This window comes from Bradyrhizobium barranii subsp. barranii (genome assembly GCF_017565645.3).
GTDB lineage: Bacteria > Pseudomonadota > Alphaproteobacteria > Rhizobiales > Xanthobacteraceae > Bradyrhizobium > Bradyrhizobium barranii.
This window is the reverse complement of record NZ_CP086136.1, coordinates 5,927,214-5,950,801: the sequence shown is the minus strand read 5'-3', so window position 1 is coordinate 5,950,801 and position 23,588 is coordinate 5,927,214. Positions and strand designations below refer to the sequence as shown.

The following is a 23,588-nucleotide window of genomic DNA, read 5'->3' as shown; positions in this document are numbered from 1 at the left end:
CGACAACGAGCGGTTTGGAGAGCATCCGACCTTTCGTCTGGCGTCTGCCGTGATCGTGCCTGGTCACGGATACGAAGTTCAAGGGAAGCTACGGCACGGGGTTCAAGGCGCCAACGCTCAACCAGCTTTACGTCAGCTTTCCCGCGTTCTTCTTCTTTGCAAATCCCAACCTCAAGCCCGAGGAAAGCGTCGGATACGACGCCGGCTTCGAGCAACCCTTGTTTGGCGATCGCGTTCGCTTCGGGTCGACCTACTTCCGCAACAACATCACGGACCTGATCCAGAGCACGTTCGATCCCCTGACATTCACGAGCACCAACACCAATATCGGCAAGGCGATCACGGAGGGCACGGAGAGCTTCGTCGCGGCTGCGATCACCGACCGGCTTCGCGTTCGTGCCGACTACACTTTTACCCGCGCGGTCGATGCGACGGCAGGACTGGAGCTCCTGAGGCGTCCGAAGGAGAAGTGGAGCGCAAATGTCATCTGGAATCCAGAGCTGGCCCCGGTTGTTTGGACAGCGCCCCGCTGGATTTAAGTGGATTCCTGCCGGGTTATGCTGAACGCGGGGCTTTACGGTTTTGTCGTTGCGTCGGGAGGGCGTAGCCCGACCAGAGCGACGACAAAACCGTCGGCGACGGTCATGCGGCCATCACCATAGCTTGCGTGCCGAAGTAAGCCTCGTCGGGCGTGCGCCCGTCAAGGCTCGAGTGAGGGCGTCCCTGATTGTAGAAGGCCAGATACTTGGCAATTGACGCTCGCGCCTCGGACACGCTGTCGTAGGCGCGGAGATATACTTCTTCGTATTTGACCGTGCGCCAGAGCCGCTCGACAAACACGTTGTCGCGCCAGGCGCCCTTGCCGTCCATGCTGATGGCGATCTTCGCGTCCAGCAGCACATCGGTGAACTCGAGGCTGGTGAACTGGCTGCCCTGATCCGTGTTGAAAATCTCGGGCCTGCCGTGCTTCGCCAACGCCTCCTGGACCGCTTCGACGCAGAAGGCCGCCTCCATTGTGATCGAGACGCGATGGGCCAGGACCCGTCGGCTGAACACATCGACGACCGCCGCGAGATAGACGAAGCCACGCCGCATCGGAATGTAGGTGATGTCCATTGCCCACGCATGGTCGGGCCGCTCGATCTTCAATCCGCGCAACAGGTACGGGTAGATCTTGTGACCCGGAGCCGGCTTGCTCGTGTTCGGGCGACGATAGACCGCCTCGATCCCCATGCGCTTCATCAGCGTCGCGATGTGGCGGCGACCGGCGTATACGCCCTCCCGCCGCAGCAACGATCGCAGCATACGCGCTCCCGCGAAGGGATAATCGAGATGCAGCTCATCGAGCCGACGCATCAAGGCAAGGTCCTCGGCCGAAACTGGCCGAGGTTCATAGTAGACCGTGCTGCGAGCCAGCTTCAGGACCTTCGCCTGGCGCACGATAGAAAGATCATGATCGCGGTCGATCATCGCTTTGCGCTCAGCAGGCCCGCCTTGGTGAGCGCGCCGGACAAAAAATCGTTTTCCAACGCCAGCTCGCCGATCTTGGCATGTAACGCCTTCAAATCGACCGGCGTCTCGGCCGATGTCTTGTCATGCCCAAACACGCCGGCGGCGCCTTCCAGGAGCTGGTTTTTCCAGATCGTGATCTGGTTCGGATGAACATCAAACAGTTGCGCCAGCTCCGCCAGTGTCTTGTCGCCTTTGACCGCAGCCAAAGCAACCTTCGCCTTGAATGCCGGAGAATGCGTCCGGCGGCTCTTCTTCGTCATCTTCGCTCCTGATTCGCAGCAAGAATCCTCGCCGCTGTCAGGCAGAAAATCCACTCAAGCTACTGTCCGAATTTGCGGGGCCAGCTCTTCCGATCGATCCGCTGACACTTTCCGCAACCGTGTTGCACGTCGGGAGTTTCGTCGATGGTAACCGCGACTTCAGCATTCTGCGTCTGCTGGCTCCGGCCTACACTGTCGTCAACGTCGCAGCCGAATATCTGGTCACCGACCAGGTGAAGGTGTTCGGCCGGGTCGATAATCTCGCCAATGTGCACTATCAAAATCCGACTGGCTTTCTGCAGCCGGGACTGGGCGTCTATGGCGGCATTCGCCTGGCGAATTACGACGCCAGATAGCGAGAGAGAGAAGCCTCATGACGACGGCCGATCCGCTCATGGACCTGATCGCAAGCCAGCTTGCCGACGCTGAGGCCGGCTGGAGCGTCGGCACGTTCGGTGCCATTGCCGAGTTCACACGCGAGCCCGGTGAGGCCTTCGATATGGAGCAGTCGCGCAACGGGATCAGCGTCGTGACGCAGAAGGGTGGGATGCGCGTTGTCTCCCACCCGGATCTGCGCCTGATCGCGTCGGAATCGCCGACCACGGATAGCTGGAGCCACCGCATCGCGCTGTGCCTTCCGCATGAAGCCAGCGCCATGAGTGGTCGTACCGTGCTGACCGAGCTCGGTCCGGATATCGAGGCGCTCCTGACGAGGGATCGCAGCGGCATCCTGTTCGACCTTGGTCTCGGAACGTTGCAGATCGACGCCTGCATCCGCGTCAGCGATGCCGATGCCGTCGCCGCGCTCAGGAGCCGCACGGGCCAATCCGTGTTCGCACCCGAAAGCGACGCCATGCGGATCATTCTGGCCGCCAATCCGCACCGCGTCTTCACCAGCCGCATCGGGCGCGCCGAGGTATTCCAGCCGATCCCGCCGCCGGGTGGGCGAAGCCCTGACGGCCCGCACACCCACGTCCTGCCAAAGCTGCTCGCGCATCGCCGCACCCATGCCGCCACCGAGCCGCTGCCTGAGGGGTGGATCCCCTGCGCGCATCTCTATCCGGCCCATCCGCTCCGCGATCAGCTCGGCCGCAAGCGCGCTTTTCGGCCGGATCATCACGCAGCCTTCCAGGCGCTGCTCGAACTCTATGGGCTGCCGGAGCTGATGGCGTGCAAGAGGGCCGTGGTCGAGGCGGTCGCGAAGGGGCGGGGACCTGAGATAGTGACGCTTCCGCCCGATCGCACAGCGCGCGCCACCGTTCGCGTGGCCTTGCGCCAATTGGCGGCCATGGAGCCGCACACCGCGACACTCGCCGCCTGGCTTGCCGCCTACGACCGGCGCGATCCAGCCGAGACTGAAGATCCCATGGAGGCTCTTCACTGAGTCAGACGTGCTGCCGCGTTCCAGCAAAATTGTGCTACAAATCCCACAAGGAGATCGTTCCATGACTGTAACCATCCTGCCGCCCCACGCCGACCGTTTCCGCCTTCATCCGGTCACCTCGCGCCTCGCGCAGATGTTCTGCTTTGCACTGCTGACGATGTCATGCGCGCTCGCGAGCTTCGCGCTTGCCTGCGCGACGCCGTTTGCGGCGTTCGCCGTCGTCGCCGCCGCGATGCTGCCGATGCGTCCGGCGCTGCTCGTCGTCACCGGCGCCTGGCTCGTGAACCAGACCATCGGCTTCGGCGTGCTGCACTATCCCATCGATGGCAGCACCATCGCCTGGGGCTTTGTCATCGGTGCTGCCGCGTTGCTGTCGACGGCAGCGGCATCGACCGTTCTCCGCCTGCTGCCGCAGGGCCGCACGCCGCTGATGCTGGCCATCGCGCTCGTCGCCGCCTACGCCGCCTATGAGCTCGCGCTGCTTGCCGCGACGCCGTTCCTTGGCGGAGAGGGCGCGTTCACTGCGGCCATCGTGACGCGCATCGGGCTGACCAGCGCCGTCTGGCTCGCCGGCCTCGTCGCCGCCTGCGAGATTGTCCGCCTGGTCGATCCGTTCGGGCGCGGACGCGCGATGTCGGCTTGAACGACGAGGCCCATTGGCGTGATGACATCACGTCCCTTGTCTTTGCAGTCAGGGGACACGGCGCGATTTGCGCCGTGCATCGCGGCGCATTCCGGACTTTGATCGGCGTGGAGCCCTCTGCGGAGGATTGCCTCAGCTATTTCCGGCGTTTTGAGGCTGTATTTCGGGAGGCCGCTGGCGCCAAGATCGCCCGTAAAGGCATTTCGGCAGGGACGAGCCTGCATCTTACCAGTCGCGATATCACCCGGAAGCTGTTAGAAAACGACCAAATCGCTAACGGAGAATAGCTATGAGCCAGTCCCATGTCGCACATCTTCCGATCGCAGTCGGACAGGCGGGACGGCTTTCGCAAGCCCTGATGGCCATGGTGCTCGGCTTGTTCATCGTCGGCGTCGTGGGATTCTCGCATATCGACATCGTTCACAATGCCGCGCACGACGTGCGCCACTCGAACGCATTCCCCTGCCACTAACCGGGGCGGCATGAGTACGTTTCGTTCGATCGTTTTCTCGTCGGTCATTGCCGGTTTCATCGTTGGTCTCATCGTCACGGTCGCCCAGCAGTTCGGCACCGTTCCCCTGATCCTGAAAGCCGAGGTCTTCGAGAAGGCGGCGGAGACCCATCAGCACGACGCGCCGCAGGCGGCTGCGGCTGGCCATGACCATGCAAGCCATGATCACGCCGACCATGATCATGGCGCCGAGGCGTGGGAGCCGCGAGACGGATTCGAGCGCAACGCCTATACGGCGGCCGCGAACGTGCTGACCGCGATCGGCTTCGCACTGCTCCTGGCTGGCTTCTTTGCTGTTCGCAGCGGCGCGACCGGCGCGGGCGTCTCCTGGCATGAAGGCCTGATGTGGGGATTGGCAGGTTTTGCCGTGTTCACCATTGCCCCCGGCCTCGGCTTGCCGCCGGAGCTGCCGGGCGTGCCGGCTGCACCGCTGCTGTCGCGCCAGATCTGGTGGCTGGCCGCCATATTTGCGACGGCTGCTGGCTTGGCGTTGATCGTCTTTCGCCACTCGGTGCCGGCGGCAATTGCGGGCGTCATCCTGCTGATCTTGCCCCATATGATCGGCGCGCCCGAGCTGGCGCACGTCGAGACCAACGTGCCGTCCTCGCTGTCGCATCAGTTCGTCACCGCGGTCACGGTGACGAGCTTGATTTTCTGGAGCCTGCTCGGTGCTGTGACAAGTGCGATCTTCGCGCGCTTCGATCATAGTACGGATGTGCGTGCCTAGAATCCTGCCTGGCTTCACGCCCGCCATCACCGCATTCCACAGGAAATCCGCGCCAAGCCTGCCAACGAATCGTTGACACCCGGCTGCATATGTCACCACATGTGGGCGTCACGGTTCCGCTGGATCGCAAGATTTAGTGGCTAAGAGGGAAGCCGGTGAACCGCGCGAGAGCGTGGAATTCCGGCGCTGCCCCCGCAACTGTCAGCAGCGAGCTGCTTCCGAACAATCGTCACTGGTGCCTTTCGCGCCGGGAAGACGGGAAGTGGGCGATGACCTGCGAGCCAGGAGACCTGCCGCGACGATCTGAACGTCCACGGGCGGGGTGTCCGGCGGTCGCTTGCATGCACCGCCCGGCAACTCTGCCGCCGGCGTTTCTGCAGCGTCCTTCCTTACAGCCCCGTTCAAACACAACGCGCGCATCACGGGGCCCTTTGATGTTACTCAACCTGCACGACGCGGACACCGCTTCCGCACCCATCGTTCATTTGCGTCCACAATCGCTTGCGCCTGCTTCGAGCGAGCCGGCCATGCAGATCATCCGTCGCAACGGCAAGGTCTCGCCGTTCGATTCCGCCAAGATCGCGGTCGCCATGACCAAGGCTTTCCTTGCGGTCGAAGGCACCAGCGCGGTCGCCTCGCGTCGCGTCCATGAGAGCGTGGAGCAGCTCACGGCCGAAGTCGTCGCTGCGCTGATGCGGCGGGCAGGCGAGGGACGCACCTTCCATATCGAGGACGTGCAGGACCAGGTCGAGCTCGCCTTGATGCGGAGCGAGCATCACAAGGTCGCACGCGCCTATGTGCTGTACCGCGAGGAGCGGTCGCGCCAGCGAGCCGAGGAGGCGGCCGCGGAAGCGACGCCCGCTGTCGCGCCGGCACTTCATGTCACGCTCGCCGACGGTTCGCGCGTTGGTCTCGACACCAAGCGGCTCGCGCTGATTATCGGCGAAGCCTGCGCCGGTCTCGACGGCGTCTCCGCGGCACCCGTGCTCACCGAGACCACCCGCAATCTCTACGACGGCATCAGCCAGGACGAACTGGCGCTGGCCTCGATCATGGCCTCGCGCACGCTGGTCGAGCAGGAGCCGAATTACGCCTATGTCAGCGCGCGCCTGCTGCTCGACAAGCTGCGCGGCGAGGTGCTGTCCTATGTCCATGCCGTGCCGATCTCCGCCTCGCAGGCCGATATGGCTGTGCGCTATGCCGAATATTTCCCGGCCTATGTGAAGACCGGCATCGCTGCCGAACTGCTCGATCCTGAACTGACCCGCTTCGACCTCGGCCGGATCGCGGCTGCACTCAAGCCCGAGCGCGACCTGAACTTCCAGTTCCTCGGCCTCCAGACGCTGTACGACCGCTACTTCCTGCACGTCCGCGGCAAGCGGATCGAATTGCCGCAAGCCTTCTTCATGCGCGTCGCGATGGGTCTTGCGGTTCGCGAGATCGACCGAGAGGCCAAGGCGATCGAGTTCTACGATCTGCTGTCATCGTTCGACTTCATGGCCTCGACGCCGACGCTGTTCAATTCGGGTACGCTGCGTCCGCAATTGTCGTCCTGCTTCCTCACGACGGTGTCCGACGACCTCGACGGCATCTTCAAGTCGATCAAGGACAACGCACTGCTGGCAAAGTATTCCGGCGGTCTCGGCAACGACTGGACGCCGGTGCGTGGTCTCGGCGCCCACATCAAGGGCACCAACGGCGAGAGCCAGGGCATCATCCCGTTCCTGAAGGTTGCCAACGACACCGCGATTGCCGTCAACCAGGGCGGCAAGCGCAAGGGCGCCGTCTGCGCCTATCTGGAGACCTGGCACGTCGACATCGAGGAATTCCTCGACCTGCGCAAGAACACCGGCGACGACCGCCGTCGTACCCACGACATGAACACGGCCAATTGGGTGCCGGACCTGTTCATGCAGCGCGTCGATATCGACGGCGAATGGACGCTGTTTTCGCCGGACGAGACGCCCGATTTGCACGATCTCTACGGCGAGGCGTTCAAGTCGGCTTACGAGGCCTATGAGGCCAAGGCGAAAGCCGGCGGCATGCGCGTCTTCAAGACCGTGCGTGCGAGCGACCTCTGGCGTCGCATGCTGACCATGCTGTTCGAGACCGGTCATCCCTGGATCACCTTCAAGGACCCCTGCAATCTGCGTTCGCCGCAACGCCACGTGGGCGTGATCCATTCTTCGAACCTCTGCACCGAGATCACGCTCAACACCTCGGCCGACGAGGTCGCGGTCTGCAATCTCGGCTCCATCAACATGCTCAACCATGTCGGTCCCAATGGACTCGACCATGCCAAGCTGAAGCGGACGGTGACGACATCAGTACGGATGCTCGACAACGTCATCGACATCAATTTCTACACGATCCCCGAAGCGCGCCGCTCCAACATGCGTCATCGTCCCGTCGGGCTCGGCCTGATGGGCTTTCAGGAAGCGCTTCAGGTCCAGCGCATTCCGACCGCGTCCGACGCGGCCGTGGCGTTTGCCGACACCAGCATGGAGGCAATCTCGTTCCACGCGATCGAAGCGTCGTCCGATCTCGCCGCGGAGCGCGGACGCTATCCGAGCTTCGAGGGCTCGCTGTGGTCGAAGGGCGTCTTGCCGCTCGACTCCATCCAGCTTCTCGCCGACGCGCGCGGTGGTCTCGACGTCGATCGCTCCGCAACGCTCGACTGGGATCGCCTGCGCAAGAAGGTCACGTCCAGCGGCATGCGCAACTCGAACGTCATGGCGATCGCGCCGACGGCGACGATCTCCAACATCTGCTGCGTCTCGCAGTCGATCGAGCCGAACTACCAAAACCTGTTCGTGAAATCGAACATGTCCGGCGACTTCACGGTCGTGAACGAGTTCCTGGTGCGCGACCTCAAGGCGAGGGGGCTTTGGGACGAGGTGATGGTCTCCGACCTCAAATATTTCGACGGCAGCGTGGGCCAGATCGACCGCGTTCCTGACGATCTGAAGGCGCTCTACGCCACCGCCTTCGAGATCGACAGCGCCTGGCTGATCGAGGCGGCCGCGCGCCGGCAGAAATGGATCGACCAGTCGCAGTCGCTCAACCTCTACATCGCCAATCCCTCCGGCAAGAAGCTCGATGCGCTCTACCGGCTGGCCTGGCGGCGCGGCTTGAAGACGACCTACTATTTGCGCTCGCGCAGCGCCACGCATGTCGAGAAATCGACGTTGAAGGGCACCGACGGAAAGCTCAATGCGGTGTCCGCGTCAGTGGCGGTGTCGCACGCGCCGATCGTGATCCCGACCGCAGCGGCACCGGACCTCGACGGCATCAAGGCCTGCCGGATCGACGATCCCGAATGCGAAGCGTGCCAGTGAGGAGATGACGATGCTCGACTGGTCCGATACCGAAACCACAGCAGCCGCTCCTGCCGTCTCAAGTCTCGCCACCGCACTGCGTCCGCAGACCCAACTCAAGCTCGAGCCGACCGACCCGACCGGCTTAGGTGCGATCGATCGCGCCGGCGGCCGCGTCTCGGTCGACGAGAAGCGGATGATCAACTGCCGCGCCGACGTCAACCAGCTGCTTCCGCTGAAGTATAAATGGGCCTGGGAGAAGTATCTCTCAGGCTGCAACAATCACTGGATGCCGACCGAAGTCTCGATGCAGGCCGACATCGCGCTATGGAAGTCGCGGGACGGGCTGACGGAGGACGAGCGGCGCGCGATCAAGCGCAATCTCGGCTTCTTCGCAGCCTCTGAATCGCTCGTCGCCAACAACATCGTGCTGGCGATCTACCGACACCTCACCAATCCGGAGTGCCGGCAGTACCTCCTTCGGCAGGCCTTCGAGGAGGCGGTGCACACCCACACCTTCCAGTATATCGTCGAAAGCCTCGGCCTCGACGAGGGCGAGCTGTTCAACATGTACCGCGAGGTGCCGTCGATCACGGACAAGGCGGCCTGGGCGCTCAAGCACACGCAGCACCTGGACGATCCGTCGTTCCAGACGGGGACGCCGGATAGCGACCGCGCCTTCCTGCGCGATCTCGTCGCCTTCTACGTCGTGTTCGAGGGCATGTGGTTCTACACCGGCTTCGCGCAGATCCTATCGCTCGGCCGCCGCAACAAGATGGTCGGCATCGCCGAGCAGTATCAATACATCCTGCGCGACGAGAGCATCCATCTCAACTTCGGCATCGACGTGATCAACCAGATCAAGATCGAGAACCCACATCTGTGGACGGCAGCGTTCCAGGACGAGATCCGCGGCATGATCCGGGATGCCGCCGAGCTCGAAGCCGCCTACGGACGCGATACGATGCCGCGCGGCTTTCTTGGGCTCAACGCGGCGCTGTGCGAGCAGTACATGCACTTCATCGCCAACCGGCGCTGTGCGCAGATCGGGCTGGCTCCGGTGTTCGCCGAGGTCGAGAACCCGTTCCCGTGGATGTCCGAGGCAATGGATCTGAAGAAGGAGAAGAACTTCTTCGAGACCCGCGTCATCGAATACCAGAATGGTGGTGCGCTGACTTGGGAATAGCACCGGTCATGGCTATGCCGCGGGCGTGTCACCTGTGCTTAAACGGTGGCACGCGTGCGACAGCAGGGGGATGAGGTGGAGATCAGACGAGACGATCCGACGGCGCCCTATGTCGCCGACTTGTTGGCACATCATCTCGAGGAGCTGCGCAGCCTCATGGCCGAGCGCGCCTTCGCTCTCGATGCCACCGGCCTTTCGGCTGCCACCGTGACCTTCTGGACGGCTTGGCAGGACGATGTCCTGCTCGGGTTCGGTGCGCTGAAGGAGCTGGATCATACGCATGGCGAGGTGAAGTCGATGCGTGCCGCGCCGGCTGCACGGGGCACCGGGGTAGGGCGCGCACTGCTGGGCCATATCATCGCTGAAGCCCGCAGGCGGGGTTACGTGCACCTCAGCCTGGAGACCGGCACGGCAGCCCTGCACGCGCCCGCCATCTCGCTCTACCGCAGCGCCGGTTTTGTCTCCTGCGCGCCGTTCGCTGACTATGAGGCAAGCCCGCACAACCAGTTCATGCGGCTCGACCTGACGGATTGAGCTGGGCGCTTCGCGCTCATCACTCCTGCCTCAGGATGACGGGGTTGGTACTGCGGGCCGCCGCGACTCAGGTGAGGCACGCTCCGTTCCCGAGACCCGCGCTGGGGCGCGCCGGAGCGGCTTTGAAATCTCAAGTTGTGGATTGTCATAATCACGAGGGTATTGCAGTAAGCCAACCCGTGTCTTCCCGGTAACGATTGTGCTGTCTCTGCAACACTCATCTTGGATTAAACCCTTATCTCCGTCCGTTCGCATCAGCGCCGCTTTTTAGCCACACCCGAACATGAATAAAATCGCTCTAAAGTTTGAAGGGCATCGGCGGTCTTCGAAGGACGGAAAATCCCAAGGTCGATTCAAATCTTGGCTCTGATTTTTCGGGTCTGAAAGGGTTGGCCGGGGAAACTGGTTTGCGATGGACGCAAAGACCGACATCAAGCAGAGGCTGCCGAGCCGTCACGTGACGGAAGGCCCGACGCGCGCGCCGCACCGGTCCTATTTCTACGCCATGGGTCTGACCACCGAGCAGATCCACCAGCCCTTCGTCGGCGTCGCCTCCTGCTGGAACGAGGCCGCCCCCTGCAACATCTCCCTGATGCGCCAGGCGCAGGCGGTGAAGAAGGGCGTCGCGTCGGCCGGCGGCACCCCCCGTGAATTCTGCACCATCACCGTCACCGACGGCATCGCCATGGGCCATGACGGCATGCGCTCGTCGCTGCCGTCGCGCGAGTGCATCGCCGATTCCGTCGAGCTGACCGTGCGCGGCCACGCCTATGATGCGCTCGTGGGCCTTGCCGGTTGCGACAAGTCGCTGCCGGGCATGATGATGGCGATGGTCCGTCTCAACGTGCCCTCGATCTTCATCTACGGTGGCTCGATCCTGCCCGGCAATTTCCGCGGACAGCAGGTCACCGTGCAGGACATGTTCGAGGCTGTCGGCAAGCACTCGGTCGGCGCCATGTCGGACGAGGACCTCGACGAGATCGAGCGCGTGGCCTGCCCCTCGGCGGGCGCCTGCGGTGCGCAGTTCACCGCCAACACTATGGCGACCGTCTCCGAGGCGATCGGCCTGGCGCTGCCGTACTCGGCCGGCGCCCCGGCGCCGTATGAAATCCGCGACGCTTTCTGCATGACCGCGGGCGAGAAGGTCATGGACCTGATTGCCTCCAACCTCCGGCCGCGCGACATCGTGACACGGAAGGCGCTGGAGAACGCCGCCGCCGTGGTCGCGGCGTCCGGCGGCTCGACTAATGCTGCACTGCACCTGCCGGCAATCGCGCATGAGTGCGGCATTAAGTTCGACCTGTTCGACGTCGCCGAAATCTTCAAAAAGACACCATATGTCGCGGATTTGAAGCCGGGTGGCCGTTATGTCGCCAAAGACATGTTTGAAGTAGGTGGCATACCGCTTCTGATGAAGACGCTGCTCGACAACGGATTTCTCCACGGCGACTGCATTACGGTCACCGGTCGAACGATCGCCGAAAACCTCAAAAGCGTTAAATGGAATCCGCACCAGGATGTGGTGCACCCGGCAGACAAGCCGATCACCGTCACTGGTGGTGTGGTTGGTCTGAAGGGCAATCTGGCGCCAGAAGGTGCGATCGTGAAAGTCGCGGGAATGTCTAACCTGAGGTTCACCGGTCCGGCGCGATGCTTCGACCGGGAGGAGGACGCCTTCGAGGCCGTCCAGAACCGCACCTACAGGGAAGGCGAAGTCATCGTGATCCGCTACGAGGGCCCCAAGGGCGGTCCCGGCATGCGGGAAATGCTCCAGACCACCGCGGCGCTGACCGGCCAGGGCATGGGCGGCAAGATCGCGCTCATCACCGACGGCCGCTTCTCCGGCGCCACCCGCGGCTTCTGCATCGGTCATGTTGGGCCGGAAGCCGCCATCGGCGGCCCGATCGGGCTGCTCGAGGATGGCGACATCATCGAGATCGACGCGGTCGCAGGTACCCTTAACGTAAAATTGAGCGACCAAGAGCTCGCCCAGCGCAAGACCAAATGGAGCGCTCGCGCGACTAACCACACGTCGGGTGCGCTCTGGAAGTATGCTCAGCAGGTTGGACCAGCGGTCGGTGGGGCAGTGACCCATCCGGGCGGCGCGCACGAGAAACAGTGCTATGCGGACATCTAGGCGTGCCATAGTTGCGTTTGTGTTGGGGGTCGGTGCACTGGCCGCGCCGGCGCTCGCCTTTGACGGCTCGGCCAGCAAGGATGCGGCCCTCCCGGTCGTGACCACCTTGCCGGGCGCCGCGGGTGCCGTGCGCAGCAAGGTGGCGGCACCGGCGACCACGCCCCAGGAAACCTCGCTCAGCGCCCTGCAATATGCCGCCGAAGGCGGTCATCCCGGCGCTCAGTTCAAGCTCGGCCGCATGTATGCCGATGGCGACGGCGTCGCCCAGGACGATGTGCGCGCCTTCGAATATTTCAGCCGCATCGCCAATGCGCATGCCGAGGACAGCCCGTCGGCGCCGCAGGCGCAGGTCGTGGCCAACGCCTTCGTCGCGCTCGGCCGCTACTATCTGAGCGGTATCCCGAACTCGAAGATCAAGTCGGATCCGGACCGGGCGCGGGAGATGTTCTCCTATGCGGCCTCCTATTTCGGCAATGCGGATGCGCAGTACGATCTCGCCCGGCTGTATCTGAAGACCCCGGACGCCTCGCGCGAGGATTTCCGCTATGGCGCGCGCTGGCTCGGCCTTGCCGCCCAGAAGGGCCAGCACGAGGCGCAGGCGCTGCTCGGCCAGATGCTGTTCAATGGCGACCGCCTGCCGCGGCAGGCCGCGCGTGGCCTGATGTGGCTGACGCTGGCGCGTGACAGCGCCGGTATTGAGGAAACCTGGATCAAGGAAAGCTACAATCGCGCTTTCGCCAAGGCCTCGGACGACGACCGCGCCATGTGCCTGCAAATGCTGGAACAGTGGGTGCAGGGCGTTCAGGGCCGCCGGTAGTAGGTACCCCGCCGGGTAGGTTAGCCCGCGGCTGCGCGAAGCGCAGTCCGCCGGCGCCATCTGCTCAAGCCGCCTCCAGATCCAGATCCGCCCATACCGGCACGTGGTCCGACGGCTTCTCCCAGGCCCGCACATAGCTGTCGATGCCGACATTGGCGAGCCGGTCGCTGGCCTGCGGCGACAGCAGCAGATGGTCGATCCTCAAGCCATGGTTTTTCTGCCAGGCGCCGGCCTGGTAGTCCCAGAAGGTGTAGAGCCCGGGCTCGTCGGTGACCGCGCGCAGGGCGTCGGTGAGGCCGAGGCCCAGCAGGGACTGAAAGCTCTCCCGCGTCTCGGCCTTGAACAGGGCGTCCTCGGTCCAGGCGGCGGGATTATGGACGTCGCGGGCATGCGGGATGACGTTGAAGTCGCCTGCGAGGATCAGCGGCTCCTCGGCCTTGAGGCGCTCCCTCGAATACTCAAGAAGCCGCGACATCCATTTGAGCTTGTAGGGATATTTCTCGGTCCCGACCGGGTTGCCATTGGGCAGATAGAGGCAGGCAATGCGCAGCACGCCGTGCTTGAGCGTGACCACACCCTCGAGGAAACGGGCATGGGCGTCCTCGTCGTCGCCGGCGAGGCCCGACTTGGTCTCGTCGAAGCGGAGCTTCGAAAGCAAAGCGACGCCGTTGAAGGTCTTCTGACCGTGGGTGACCACGTTGTAGCCCAGCGCCTCGATCTCCAGCCGCGGGAAGGCCTCGTCGATGCATTTGATCTCCTGGAGGCAGACGATGTCCGGCTGGCATTCCTTCAGCCAGGTCAGCAGCAGGTCGATCCGCTGCCGGACCGAGTTCACGTTCCAGGTAGCAACTCTGATGGGCATTGGTGGGGCTCCGGGCAGGGGTCATGGTTAGAACAAACTGCAAACGCGCCCGTCAAGGACGCCGCAAAATCTCCCACAAAATTAACCCGGCTTAAGCCGGGCTCGGGCCATTGATACCGAAAAGGTTTTTCGAATGGGATGGCCGGACAAATCCATGAAGCAAGCTGAGCCGCGCGACGGCCTGATCGGCGCGTTCCTGTACTGGCTCGGCGGCTTCGAGATCGAGGACGGCCTGACTGCCAATCTCAGCGAGCGCGAGCTGCGCCGCATCCGCGCCAAGCAGATCGACGCGGTGATGCGCGCGATCCCGGTGACCATGGCTGTCACCATGCTCAACGTCGCCATCGTGCTGATCCTGTTCTGGGGCAGGGGCTGGAACGATTTCCTCGCAATCTGGGGCATGACCCTCGCCGTCACCGCTTCGCTTGCCGTGCGCGCGTGGCGGCGGTCGCATCAAAACCCGCCGCAGGAAGCATCACCGCGCGCCGCGCGGCAGATGCTGCGGCAGGCGTTCTTCCTCGCGGCGATCTGGGGCACGCTGCCGCTCGCGCTGTTCAGCCGGGTCGAGCCGACCAGTCAGCTCATCCTGGCCTGCCTGATGGTCGGCATGATGTCCGGCGGCGCCGTCACGCTGTCGACCTTCCCGCGCGCGGGCCTCGTCTATCTCGCGACCGTGACGATGGCCTGCGCCGGCGCGCTGTTCCTGTGCGGCACCGGGCCGTATCTGCTAACCGCGGTGTTCCTGCTGCTGTTCGCGTTCTTCATGGCGCGTAACATCGTCTCGCAGGGCAATCTGTTCCTCGGCAATCTCAAGGCCCGGCTCGAGCTCGAACGTCAGACCGAGATCATCTCGCTGCTGCTGAAGGACTTTCAGGAGAACGCCAGCGACTGGTTGTGGCAGACCGACGCCGAAGGGCATCTCGTCGACGTGCCCCAACGCTTCGCCGAAGTGGCGCAGCTTCCGCTTCCGCTGCTGAAGGGCTCGCATTTCGTCGACGTGCTCGACATGCTCTGTCCCGACGACAAGAGCGCAGCCTACAACGTCGTCGGCCTGATGGAGCAGAGCGAGCCGCTGCACGAGATGAACCTCAAGGTCGTCGCCGGCGGCGAGGCGCGGCTGTGGTCGCTGACTGCGAAGCCGGCCTACGACCGCGACGGCCAGTTCCTCGGCTATCGCGGCTTCGGCCGCGACGTCACCGAGCGCTGGCGCGCGGAAAAGGCCGAAGCCGAGAGCCGCGCGAAGTCCGACTTCCTCGCGGTGATGAGCCACGAGATCCGCACGCCCATGAACGGCGTGCTCGGGCTTGCCAGCATGCTGCTGGAAACCAAGCTCGATCCGGAGCAGCACGAGGCCGTCACTTCGATCCGCGAGTCCGGCGACAATCTCCAGCGCATCCTCAACGATATCCTTGATCTGTCCAAGCTCGAGGCCGGACGCTTCGCGTTCGAGGCGATCGACTTTGCGCCGCAGGCGCTGGTCGAGACGGTTGCGACCGTCGTGCGCGCAGGCGCCAAGAGCAAGGGGCTCGCCGTCAAGGTCGAGCTCGACCCGAACCTGCCGCCGACGCTGCGCGGTGATGTCGCGCGGATCCGGCAGGTGCTGCTCAACCTCGCCTCCAACGCGGTAAAGTTCACCGACGAAGGCGAGGTGACGATCAAGGCCACCTGCCAGGCGCGCCGCGATCTGCTTGCGACCGTCGAATGGACCGTGACCGACAGCGGCATCGGCATCGCGCCCGAGAAGCTCGGGGAGCTGTTCTCCGACTTCGCGCAGGCCGACGCCTCGATCAGTCGCCGCTTCGGCGGCACCGGGCTTGGGCTTGCAATCTCCCGGCGCATCATCGAGCAGATGGGCGGCACCATCGGCGTCACCTCGACGCCGGGCGAGGGCTCGACCTTCCGCTTCACGCTGGTGCTGCCCTGGAGCCAGGCGCAGGCCTCCGACCAGGCCGCGGGCAGCGATGAAGCCGACGAGCTCAAGGCGCGGATCGCGGGACTCGACCGGCCGCTGAGGGTGCTGGTTGCCGAGGACGATGCCGTCAACCGCATGGTCGTGACCAAGATGTTGGGGGCGTTCGACGTCGAGCTGCGCGTCGTCACCGACGGCGTCCAGGCGGTCGAGGCTGCCTCGGAGAGCGATTACGATGTCGTGCTGATGGATGTGCGCATGCCGGACATGGACGGCCTTGCCGCGACGCGGGCGATCCGCGCGCAAGGCGGGCGCTTCGAAGCCTTGCCGATCGTCGCGCTGACCGCCAACGCCTTCCCCGAGGACGTCAAGATTTGCCGCGAGGCCGGCATGTCTGACTTTTTGGCAAAGCCGCTACGTAAGCCCGCGCTTGCCGCCGCCTTGCTGCGCGCGCTCGACGGCCACACGATGTCGGAGGACGCGCCGCTTCAGCCGGAGCTGACGCCGATCGACGTCGCGTGGACGGACGAGGAAAGGCAGATGACCGGCGTCTAGCCGGTCAGATCGAGAAGCTGGTCCCGCAGCCGCAGGACGGCTACGGGCGCGTGCGCCGGCAATGTAACGCGGCGCCGTTACAGTTTTCCATAGACGCGCCCGGCGACCGCCCTCAGGCGCTCGACCGAGCCGGACTCGGGATGCGGCTTGACCGGCGCAAACAGGATCGAAGCCTGCCTGCCGTTCTTCCAGACATAGATGTTGACGGCGTTGCCGTTGCCCTTGGTGCAGGAATGCTCGCCGAACGCTTCACTGCCGAGCTCGGGTATCGTCAAATGTTTGCAGGGGCCCGCGCGCTTCATCATGCCGATGACCGTGTCGCGCGACATCGCGATCACCGCGACGGTCATGGTATTGGCCTCGCGATCGAACATCATGCAGCTGCCGGCGCCGGTCCGCTGGACCGTCAGCGTGCTCTTGTCGAGAAAGCCGTCGGCATCGGCGGCCGTGAGCCACTCGCAATTGCCAAACCGCTCGCTGCTCTTGCTCACGTTGGCGATGGCAACGCGCGCGGCATCTGTGAGCGGTCCGAGCAGCGCGTCGTCGGCACGGCGGCCGATCGGATAGACGCTGATCTGCAGAATGTAATCGCCGGACAAGGCGACGACCGAGGCTTCCTGGCGTTCCGCGCCGGCGGCGCTCGTTCCGCCCTGGCCTTCGTCGCCGATCCCCGCGACCGCGTTCAGCGGCATGCGCTCACCAAGCGTCTTGACGAAGGTCGCGTACAATTCCCTGGCGCGGTCCTTGTCGGGATTGCGGAACACGGTCAACATCATCGTGTCGCCGCGCCCGCCCTGGTAGATGCAGCCGCGGCCGTCCTGATTTGAAATCAGTGACCATTTGAGCGCCGGCATCGCGCGGGCGAGCTCCTGGGCGCTGATGAACGGGCAGGTTTCGGCCGCGCGCGCGTGAAGCACCGGGACGGCTGCGATTGCAAGGAATAGAGCGAGGCAAGAGAACAGACGATCAATAACTCGCATTGGATAATTTACTACCGCTATTGGCGCGCCACGGCAGATGCCACGGCAGATGAAGATGGGCACTATTGCTTCGTCGTGGCGCTATGATGCAACGTTCAATTTTGCTCGACTGCTGCCCAGGGCGGGCGTGAGCCGCCGATGCTGCTATGATGAGCAACCGGATTTTGGATGGGCCACCGCCTACTTCCGCTGAACGCGCTGACCGGACATGGCTGCATTAACATTGCGACAGGACTGGAAGGAGGTGCCATGCCGAAAACGATCGCGATATTGGGCTCCGCCCTCTTCTTTGCGGTTGCGCCCACCACAGTGGCGGGGCTCGTTCCCTGGTGGATTACGCGTTGGGAGTTTCGGCCGCCCTTCTTCGATCTCGACGCGACACGCGCCGTCGGGATCCTGTTGATCGTCGCCGGTCTACCCGGGCTTGTCGACTCGTTTGCACGCTTTGCGCTGCAAGGATTGGGCACGCCGGCGCCGATCGCACCGACGCAGAACCTCGTGGTGACGGGTCTCTATCGCTATGTGCGCAATCCTATTTACGTTGCCCTTGTCGCCGTCATTCTGGGCCAAGCGGCCTTGTTCGGCGACCAGCGCCTTCTTGTGTACGGTGTGTTGGTGTGGCTCGCCTTCCACGCGTTTGTCGTGGGGTACGAGGAGCCGGCGCTCGTTCGTAGCTTCGGAACGGAGTACGAGGATTTCCGGGCCAATGTCCCGCGCTGGATTCCGCGGCTCACGCCCTGGCGAGCCGCACGACGCCGGAATCATTCGTGACGCGGGCGCCACCGCGGGAAGGGCGTAGTAGCGTGCCCTGTCGTAAAATGGCGCCGCTGACGAGATTCGAACTTTCTAGAATGATTGGACTGCGGCAGGGGCCGCTTCGGCGTCAGACTGTATCGGACCCGCCGAGCCCCCTTGGGGACCTCGCGATGATCACAAATTACCCCTGATTTGCCCGACGCGTCAAACGATTTTCGTGAAGTCCGAAATGCATTGTGCCGGCTCCCGGCTACTTTGCATGGGGTTGTTTTTCAGATTTTAAGTCGGGCTAGATCGAGAAGCTGGTCCCGCAGCCGCACGAGGCGGTGGCATTGGGATTGTTGACGCGGAACGAGGCGCCGATCAGATCGTCGACGAAATCGACCTGCGAGCCCGCCAGGAACGGCTGGGAGGCGGAATCGACCAGCACGACCGCATTCTCCTGCTCGATCACGAGATCGTCGTCGGTGCGGTCGCGGTCGATGTCGAACTTGTACTGGAAGCCCGAGCAGCCGCCGCCCTCGACGGAGATGCGCAGCATCGCGCCAGAACCTTCGCCCTTGAGGATCTCCCCAATCCGGCGTGCGGCGCGGTCACTGATGGTCACGTCAGTCGTCATAGCTCGTCTCCGATAGTCCCGCGGTCATACCAAGTTCACTTGCCCAATTCATTTGGTATCCCGCGTCCGGCATAGTTAAGTGCAAGCATACGCAGAATCAAATGGATAGGGACTAAATTCGTCGTGTCCGTCGGAATGGCAGCCCCCCGTGCGCCCTATGCCTGCGACCCCGACCGCAGCCGCGGCCGGCTGGTCGTGGAGCCGCCGAGCCGGACCCGCAGCCCGTTCCGGCGGGATTGCGACCGGGTGATCCACTCCACCGCGTTCCGCCGCCTGAAGTACAAGACCCAGGTCTTCGTGTTCCACGAGGGCGACCACTACCGCACCCGGCTGACCCATTCGCTGGAGGTGGCGCAGATCGCTCGCGCCCTAGCCCGGCAGCTCGGGTTGGACGAGGACCTCACGGAAACGTTGGCGCTGGCTCATGATCTCGGCCATCCGCCGTTCGGGCACGCCGGCGAGCGGGCGCTGGATGCCTGCCTGAAGGATTTTGGCGGCTTCGACCACAACGCCCAGACCTTGCGGGTCGTCGCGTCGCTCGAGCACCGCTATCCGGAGTTCGACGGTCTCAACCTGACCTGGGAGTCGCTGGAGGGCATCGTCAAGCACAACGGCCCGCTGACGGATCGCAGCGGCACGCCGGTCGGGCCCTATCGCGAGCATGGCATTCCGGTCGGCATCGCCGACTACATCAAGACCTACGATCTTGAATTGTGGAGCTTCGCCTCGCTGGAGGCGCAGGTCGCCGCGATCGCCGACGACATCGCCTATGACGCCCACGACATCGATGACGGTCTGCGCGCCGGCCTGTTCCATCTCGATGATCTCAAGGTGATGCCGCTGACCGCGGAGATCATCGCCGAGACCTCAGCGCATTATCCCGATCTCGAAGACGTCCGGCGCGGCGCCGAGCTGGTGCGCGAGCTGATCTCACACCTGATCGGTGCGGTGTATTCGGAGGCGCAGAAGAACCTCGCCGCCGTGAAACCGCAGTCGGCCCAGGACGTGCGCCGGCAGAGCCGGGCGCTGGTCACGTTCCCGGCGGCGGTTGCCGAGGAGGAGGCCGCCATCAAGCGCTTTCTCTATCAGCACATGTACCGCCACAAGCGGGTGATGCGGGTGATGGGGGAGGCGGAACAGATCCTGTTCGACCTGTTCGCAAAATACCTGACATCGCCCGGAGAGCTGCCACCGGAATGGCTGCTGGGGGCGGAGGCGGACAATGAGGGCGACCGGGCCCGCCGGATCGGCAATTTCATTGCCGGAATGACCGACCGTTTCGCCCTGACCGAGCACCAGCGGCTCTTTGACTCGACCCCGGATTTGCGTTAGGCGGCGGCCATGCCCGACACATCCTCAGCACTGCACCTGTTCGCCGACGTGCTCGCACGCGTGCACGCCGCCTGCCGCGCGCTCGCAGCGGACGCCAACTGGCCCGAGGGTATCGATTTCTCGCGCGTGGTGGTCGAGCCGCCGCGCGACGCCTCCCATGGCGACATGGCGACCAACGCCGCCATGGTGCTTGCGAAAGAGGCAAAGGCAAAGCCCCGCGACCTCGCCGAGCAGATCGCCGAGCGGCTCCGTGCCGACGCGCTGATTGCCAAGGTCGACGTCGCCGGCCCCGGCTTCATCAATTTGACGCTGAAGCCGACCGCCTGGGCCGAGGCGCTGCGGACGGTGCTGCGCGAGGGGGCTGACTACGGCCGCGTCCGCGGTGGCTCCAAAGTCAATGTCGAATACGTCTCGGCGAACCCGACCGGACCGATGCATGTTGGCCATTGCCGCGGCGCCGTGTTTGGCGACGCGCTCGCAAGCCTGCTCCAGTTCGGCGGCCACGACGTCACCCGCGAATACTACATCAACGATGCCGGCGCCCAGGTCGACGTGCTCGCGCGTTCTGCCTTCCTGCGGTACCGCGAGGCACTTGGCGAAAACATCGGCGCGATCCCGGAAGGGCTGTATCCCGGCGACTATCTGAAGCCGGTGGGCGCGGCGCTGGCGAAGGAGCACGGCGACAAGCTGCTCGCGATGAGCGAGGCCGAGTGGCTGCCGACGGTGCGCGCCAAGGCAATCGCGATGATGATGGACGAGATCAAGGACGATCTCGCCGCCCTCAACATCCGCCACGACGTGTTTTTCTCGGAGCGCTCGCTGATCGAGACCGGCAACAACAAGGTCGCCGAGACCATCGACTTCCTGAAGGCCAAGGGCGACATCTATGAAGGCCGCCTGCCGCCGCCGAAGGGCGCGCCGGTCGAGGATTGGGAAGACCGCGAGCAGCTCCTGTTCAAGGCGACCGCTTACGGCGACGATGTCGATCGTCCGCTGATCAAGTCGGACAATTCCTACACCTACTTCGCCTCGGATATCGCCTACCACAAGAACAAGTTCGATCGCGGCTTTGCCGAGATGATCGACGTGTGGGGCGCCGACCATGGCGGCTACATCAAGCGCATGCAGGCGGCGGTGAAGGCGACGACATCAGGCAAGGGCGCGCTCGACGTCAAGATCGTCCAACTCGTGAAGTTGCTGCGCAACGGCGAGCCGGTGAAAATGTCGAAGCGGAGCGGGGACTTCGTCACCTTGCGCGAAGTGGTGGATGAGGTCGGCCAGGACGCCGTCCGCTTCATGATGCTCTACCGCAAGAACGATGCGGTGCTCGACTTCGACCTCGCCAAGGTCATGGAGCAGTCGCGCGACAACCCGGTATTCTACGTCCAGTACGGCCACGCCCGCGGCCACTCGATCTTCCGCAACGCCCGGGCCGAAGTGTTCCCGGAACTGCCTGAGGATACCGGCAAGCGCATCGCGTGGCTCGGCGAGTCGGCGGTGGAACGACTATCGGACCCGGTCGAGCTCGAGCTGCTCAAGCGCCTCGCAATTTTTCCGCGCATGCTGGAGGCCGCCGCCGCAGCCCATGAGCCGCACCGAATTGCCTTCTATCTCTATGACTTAGCGAGCGAATTTCACGCACTTTGGACGAAGGGGCGCGATTTGCCCTATTTACGCTTCATTATCAATAATGATGCAGATCTTACAAAGGCGCGACTGGCCATGGTCCAGGGCGTCGTCTCTGTCCTGGCATCGGGCCTCGCCATCCTCGGCGTCCATGCTCCGGACGAGATGCGGTAGTTTGGGGCGAACTACTTAAGGGGAATTTTGGGGGTAACCGGCAGAAGCCGGACCGCTTAGACTTGGTTGAATGCCTTGTGGGTCGAAAGCCGCGCCTTGGTCGAGGGGCGCGCGGCTTTCCCGAAGGGACGCATCATCACGATGGCCGAACGATATCAGGACAGAACGTTTCCTTCCGATGGCTATGGTCGCGGTGGCGATCAGCATGGGAAGGCGGACAACGATCCCTTGGCCGAACTCGCCCGCCTGATCGGACAGACCGATCCATTCGCAGCGCAGGGACGGCCGAGCGCTCAGCCGCCGGCACCGCCAACGCAGAGCTATCAGGACCACGACTATCCGCAGGACGACTATCGGCAGGATTATGCCGAGCAGGCGCCGCCGGCTCCGCCCGGGCCGCCCTCATGGATGCGGCGCGCCAACGTGCAGCCGCAGCCCGCGCCCGAGCAGCCCGACTATCCCGTTTCTGTGAACCCGGTTCATCCATTGCACCGCTATTCAGCCCAGCCGACCGCGCCCGAGCCTGATTTCCATCAGCCGCAGGCCTATCAGGACCACGCTTACCAGGATCAGGCCCATCAAGCGCAGGCCTATCAGGATCAGGCCCATCAGGGCCGCGCTCACCAGCAGCATGATCAGGCTTACCAGGAGCAAGCCTATCAGGAGCCGCATCAGCCGCCCGATCCGGCACGCTACGACGACGCGCTCTATGGACGGCTGGAGGGCGGCGAGCAGGATTATCAGCGCGACCCCGCCTATCCAGACGATCCTTACGCGTTCCAGAGCGACTATCCCGAGGCCGATCTCGACGAGCCGAAGAAGCCGCGCGGCGGCATGATGACGGTCGCAGCGATCCTCGCGCTTGCCGTGGTCGGCACTGGCGCGGCCTTCGCCTACAAGACCTATGTCGGTTCGCCCCGCAGCGGCGAGCCGCCGATCATCAAGGCGGACAACACGCCAACCAAGATCGTGCCGGCGCCGACCGACTCCTCGGCGAAGGTGCCGGATCGCATGGCGAGCGGCGATGGCTCCGAGAGGATCGTGCCGCGTGAAGAGGCGCCTGTCGACGTCGCTGCCAAGGCGGGCGGTCCGCGCGTGGTGTTCCCGCCACTGAACCAGAACGCGAACCCGCCGTCGGTGGCGAGCGTCGCGCCGTCCACGATCCCGCCGCCAAGCGCGGGTCCGATCCCGAGCAACGGCACGCTGCCGGCCAACACGCCGCGCTCGATCAGGACTGTGGCCGTGAGGGCCGATCAGACCGATAGCACCGCGCCGCAATCCGCGGCCGCCAAGCCGGCGGCAGCCGCGCCGAAGCCCGTTGCCGCGCCCGCCGCACCGCCAGCGCCGCGCAATCCGCCGACTTCGGCCAATGCCAGTGCCAACCAGCCGCTCTCGCTTGCGCCGCAATCGACGCCGGTTGCGGAGGTGCCGCAGCGGATGGCTGCGACCAACCCGACGCAAATCACGCCCGCCAGCAATGGTGGCGGCGGCTACGTCGTGCAGGTCTCCTCGCAGCAGAGCGAGGACAGCGCGGCCGCGTCCTACCGGGTGCTTCAGAGCAAATATGGCAGCGTGCTTGGATCGCGCTCGCCGGTGATCAAGCGGGTCGATCTGACCGACAAGGGCAAGGGGGTCGTCTATCGCGCTTTCGCCGGACCCTATGGTTCGGCCGAGGAAGCGACGCAGGCTTGCAACAGCCTGAAGTCCGCTGGCCTGTCCGCCTGCTTCGTCCAGAGGAATTAACGGC

At 64.1% G+C, this 23,588-nt stretch carries 21 protein-coding genes and 1 riboswitch; of the genes, 17 read left to right on the top strand and 4 right to left on the bottom strand.

Annotated elements, in window-relative coordinates:
- The first annotated feature begins 59 nt into the window (after window positions 1–59).
- Entirely contained in the window at window positions 60–539 is a 480-nt protein-coding gene (locus J4G43_RS28755) for a TonB-dependent receptor plug domain-containing protein (RefSeq protein WP_225005765.1), read from the top strand.
- Between the two features lie 103 nt (window positions 540–642).
- On the opposite strand, the gene J4G43_RS28750 is transcribed toward J4G43_RS28755, so the two are convergent.
- Window positions 643–1,772, bottom strand: a protein-coding gene (locus J4G43_RS28750) for an IS3-like element ISRj2 family transposase (RefSeq protein ID WP_129557670.1) whose coding sequence is annotated in 2 segments (ribosomal slippage) — window positions 643–1,520 and window positions 1,520–1,772 — 1,131 coding nt in all. Because the reading frame shifts where the segments join, the coding sequence is not laid out codon by codon here.
- 119 nt (window positions 1,773–1,891) lie between these two features.
- Between J4G43_RS28750 and J4G43_RS28745 the strand changes: the two genes are divergently transcribed.
- The 11 genes from J4G43_RS28745 (at window position 1,892) to J4G43_RS28695 (ending at window position 13,028) form a co-directional block, all read left to right on the top strand.
- The gene (locus tag J4G43_RS28745; protein ID WP_208087037.1) at window positions 1,892–2,128 is read left to right on the top strand and encodes a TonB-dependent receptor; all 237 of its coding nucleotides are present in this window, start codon (window positions 1,892–1,894) and stop codon (window positions 2,126–2,128) included.
- Between the two features lie 17 nt (window positions 2,129–2,145).
- A complete protein-coding gene (locus J4G43_RS28740; RefSeq protein WP_208087036.1) occupies window positions 2,146–3,156 on the top strand; it encodes a DUF6925 family protein in 1,011 nt (336 codons plus the stop codon).
- A 61-nt stretch (window positions 3,157–3,217) separates the two neighbouring features.
- Complete coding sequence (locus J4G43_RS28735) at window positions 3,218–3,799, top strand: hypothetical protein (protein ID WP_208087035.1); 582 nt, start codon at window positions 3,218–3,220, stop codon at window positions 3,797–3,799.
- On the top strand, window positions 3,796–4,086 hold the full coding sequence (locus J4G43_RS28730) for a hypothetical protein (protein WP_208087034.1): 291 nt from the start codon (window positions 3,796–3,798) through the stop codon (window positions 4,084–4,086). The genes J4G43_RS28735 and J4G43_RS28730 overlap by 4 nt, the downstream gene beginning before the upstream one ends.
- 2 nt (window positions 4,087–4,088) lie before the next feature.
- Complete coding sequence (locus J4G43_RS28725; RefSeq protein ID WP_208087033.1) at window positions 4,089–4,271, top strand: CbtB domain-containing protein; 183 nt, start codon at window positions 4,089–4,091, stop codon at window positions 4,269–4,271.
- Between the two features lie 10 nt (window positions 4,272–4,281).
- Window positions 4,282–5,037 carry a CbtA family protein gene (locus J4G43_RS28720; RefSeq protein WP_071913587.1) on the top strand — a complete coding sequence of 252 codons (756 nt, stop codon included), beginning with the start codon at window positions 4,282–4,284 and terminating at the stop codon, window positions 5,035–5,037.
- Window positions 5,038–5,131: 94 nt separating this feature from the next.
- Window positions 5,132–5,349: riboswitch (cobalamin riboswitch) on the top strand.
- 122 nt (window positions 5,350–5,471) lie between these two features.
- Window positions 5,472–8,375: a ribonucleoside-diphosphate reductase subunit alpha gene (locus J4G43_RS28715; RefSeq protein ID WP_208087032.1), complete on the top strand. Its 2,904-nt coding sequence runs from the start codon at window positions 5,472–5,474 to the stop codon at window positions 8,373–8,375.
- 10 nt (window positions 8,376–8,385) lie between these two features.
- Window positions 8,386–9,540 (top strand): ribonucleotide-diphosphate reductase subunit beta, encoded by a 1,155-nt coding sequence (locus J4G43_RS28710; RefSeq protein ID WP_208087031.1) that lies wholly within the window; start codon window positions 8,386–8,388, stop codon window positions 9,538–9,540.
- Window positions 9,541–9,615: 75 nt separating this feature from the next.
- Window positions 9,616–10,074: a GNAT family N-acetyltransferase gene (locus J4G43_RS28705; RefSeq protein WP_208087030.1), complete on the top strand. Its 459-nt coding sequence runs from the start codon at window positions 9,616–9,618 to the stop codon at window positions 10,072–10,074.
- Between the two features lie 412 nt (window positions 10,075–10,486).
- Window positions 10,487–12,211: a dihydroxy-acid dehydratase gene (ilvD, locus tag J4G43_RS28700; RefSeq protein WP_038976266.1), complete on the top strand. Its 1,725-nt coding sequence runs from the start codon at window positions 10,487–10,489 to the stop codon at window positions 12,209–12,211.
- The gene (locus tag J4G43_RS28695; RefSeq protein ID WP_071913596.1) at window positions 12,198–13,028 is read left to right on the top strand and encodes a tetratricopeptide repeat protein; all 831 of its coding nucleotides are present in this window, start codon (window positions 12,198–12,200) and stop codon (window positions 13,026–13,028) included. Before ilvD ends, J4G43_RS28695 begins: the two co-directional genes overlap by 14 nt.
- Before the next feature lie 64 nt (window positions 13,029–13,092).
- Here the strand turns inward: J4G43_RS28695 and xth are convergent, their stop codons facing one another.
- The gene (gene xth, locus J4G43_RS28690) at window positions 13,093–13,890 is read right to left on the bottom strand and encodes an exodeoxyribonuclease III (RefSeq protein ID WP_208087029.1); all 798 of its coding nucleotides are present in this window, start codon (window positions 13,888–13,890) and stop codon (window positions 13,093–13,095) included.
- Window positions 13,891–14,023: 133 nt separating this feature from the next.
- On the opposite strand from xth, the gene J4G43_RS28685 reads away from it, so the two are divergent.
- A complete protein-coding gene (locus J4G43_RS28685) occupies window positions 14,024–16,354 on the top strand; it encodes a hybrid sensor histidine kinase/response regulator (RefSeq protein WP_208087028.1) in 2,331 nt (776 codons plus the stop codon).
- A gap of 77 nt (window positions 16,355–16,431) precedes the next feature.
- Here the strand turns inward: J4G43_RS28685 and J4G43_RS28680 are convergent, their stop codons facing one another.
- The gene (locus J4G43_RS28680) at window positions 16,432–17,334 is read right to left on the bottom strand and encodes a hypothetical protein (protein ID WP_208087027.1); all 903 of its coding nucleotides are present in this window, start codon (window positions 17,332–17,334) and stop codon (window positions 16,432–16,434) included.
- Between the two features lie 249 nt (window positions 17,335–17,583).
- Here J4G43_RS28680 and J4G43_RS28675 point away from each other — a divergent pair, with 249 nt between their 5' ends.
- On the top strand, window positions 17,584–18,105 hold the full coding sequence (locus J4G43_RS28675; protein ID WP_085404644.1) for a methyltransferase family protein: 522 nt from the start codon (window positions 17,584–17,586) through the stop codon (window positions 18,103–18,105).
- 274 nt (window positions 18,106–18,379) lie between these two features.
- Here the strand turns inward: J4G43_RS28675 and erpA are convergent, their stop codons facing one another.
- Window positions 18,380–18,709, bottom strand: coding sequence for an iron-sulfur cluster insertion protein ErpA (erpA, locus tag J4G43_RS28670; RefSeq protein ID WP_014495044.1), 330 nt, complete (start codon window positions 18,707–18,709; stop codon window positions 18,380–18,382).
- Between the two features lie 123 nt (window positions 18,710–18,832).
- On the opposite strand from erpA, the gene J4G43_RS28665 reads away from it, so the two are divergent.
- From J4G43_RS28665 to J4G43_RS28655, 3 genes are all read left to right on the top strand, one after another.
- Window positions 18,833–20,041: a deoxyguanosinetriphosphate triphosphohydrolase gene (locus tag J4G43_RS28665; protein ID WP_208087026.1), complete on the top strand. Its 1,209-nt coding sequence runs from the start codon at window positions 18,833–18,835 to the stop codon at window positions 20,039–20,041.
- A gap of 9 nt (window positions 20,042–20,050) precedes the next feature.
- Window positions 20,051–21,841 (top strand): arginine--tRNA ligase, encoded by a 1,791-nt coding sequence (argS, locus tag J4G43_RS28660; protein ID WP_208087025.1) that lies wholly within the window; start codon window positions 20,051–20,053, stop codon window positions 21,839–21,841.
- A gap of 141 nt (window positions 21,842–21,982) precedes the next feature.
- Entirely contained in the window at window positions 21,983–23,584 is a 1,602-nt protein-coding gene (locus J4G43_RS28655) for an SPOR domain-containing protein (RefSeq protein ID WP_208089442.1), read from the top strand.
- Window positions 23,585–23,588: the final 4 nt, after the last annotated feature.

What these genes read in the sequence shown, in the direction of transcription:
- J4G43_RS28740 (WP_208087036.1), top strand. Translation starts at nt 2,146, where the DNA reads ATGACGACGGCCGATCCGCTCATGGACCTGATCGCAAGCCAGCTTGCC.
- J4G43_RS28735 (WP_208087035.1), top strand. Translation starts at nt 3,218, where the DNA reads ATGACTGTAACCATCCTGCCGCCCCACGCCGACCGTTTCCGCCTTCAT.
- J4G43_RS28725 (WP_208087033.1), top strand. Translation starts at nt 4,089, where the DNA reads ATGAGCCAGTCCCATGTCGCACATCTTCCGATCGCAGTCGGACAGGCG.
- J4G43_RS28720 (WP_071913587.1), top strand. Translation starts at nt 4,282, where the DNA reads ATGAGTACGTTTCGTTCGATCGTTTTCTCGTCGGTCATTGCCGGTTTC.
- J4G43_RS28715 (WP_208087032.1), top strand. Translation starts at nt 5,472, where the DNA reads ATGTTACTCAACCTGCACGACGCGGACACCGCTTCCGCACCCATCGTT.
- J4G43_RS28710 (WP_208087031.1), top strand. Translation starts at nt 8,386, where the DNA reads ATGCTCGACTGGTCCGATACCGAAACCACAGCAGCCGCTCCTGCCGTC.
- ilvD (WP_038976266.1), top strand. Translation starts at nt 10,487, where the DNA reads ATGGACGCAAAGACCGACATCAAGCAGAGGCTGCCGAGCCGTCACGTG.
- J4G43_RS28695 (WP_071913596.1), top strand. Translation starts at nt 12,198, where the DNA reads ATGCGGACATCTAGGCGTGCCATAGTTGCGTTTGTGTTGGGGGTCGGT.
- xth (WP_208087029.1), bottom strand. Translation starts at nt 13,890, where the DNA reads ATGCCCATCAGAGTTGCTACCTGGAACGTGAACTCGGTCCGGCAGCGG.
- J4G43_RS28685 (WP_208087028.1), top strand. Translation starts at nt 14,024, where the DNA reads ATGGGATGGCCGGACAAATCCATGAAGCAAGCTGAGCCGCGCGACGGC.
- J4G43_RS28680 (WP_208087027.1), bottom strand. Translation starts at nt 17,334, where the DNA reads ATGCGAGTTATTGATCGTCTGTTCTCTTGCCTCGCTCTATTCCTTGCA.
- J4G43_RS28675 (WP_085404644.1), top strand. Translation starts at nt 17,584, where the DNA reads ATGCCGAAAACGATCGCGATATTGGGCTCCGCCCTCTTCTTTGCGGTT.
- erpA (WP_014495044.1), bottom strand. Translation starts at nt 18,709, where the DNA reads ATGACGACTGACGTGACCATCAGTGACCGCGCCGCACGCCGGATTGGG.
- argS (WP_208087025.1), top strand. Translation starts at nt 20,051, where the DNA reads ATGCCCGACACATCCTCAGCACTGCACCTGTTCGCCGACGTGCTCGCA.
- J4G43_RS28655 (WP_208089442.1), top strand. Translation starts at nt 21,983, where the DNA reads ATGGCCGAACGATATCAGGACAGAACGTTTCCTTCCGATGGCTATGGT.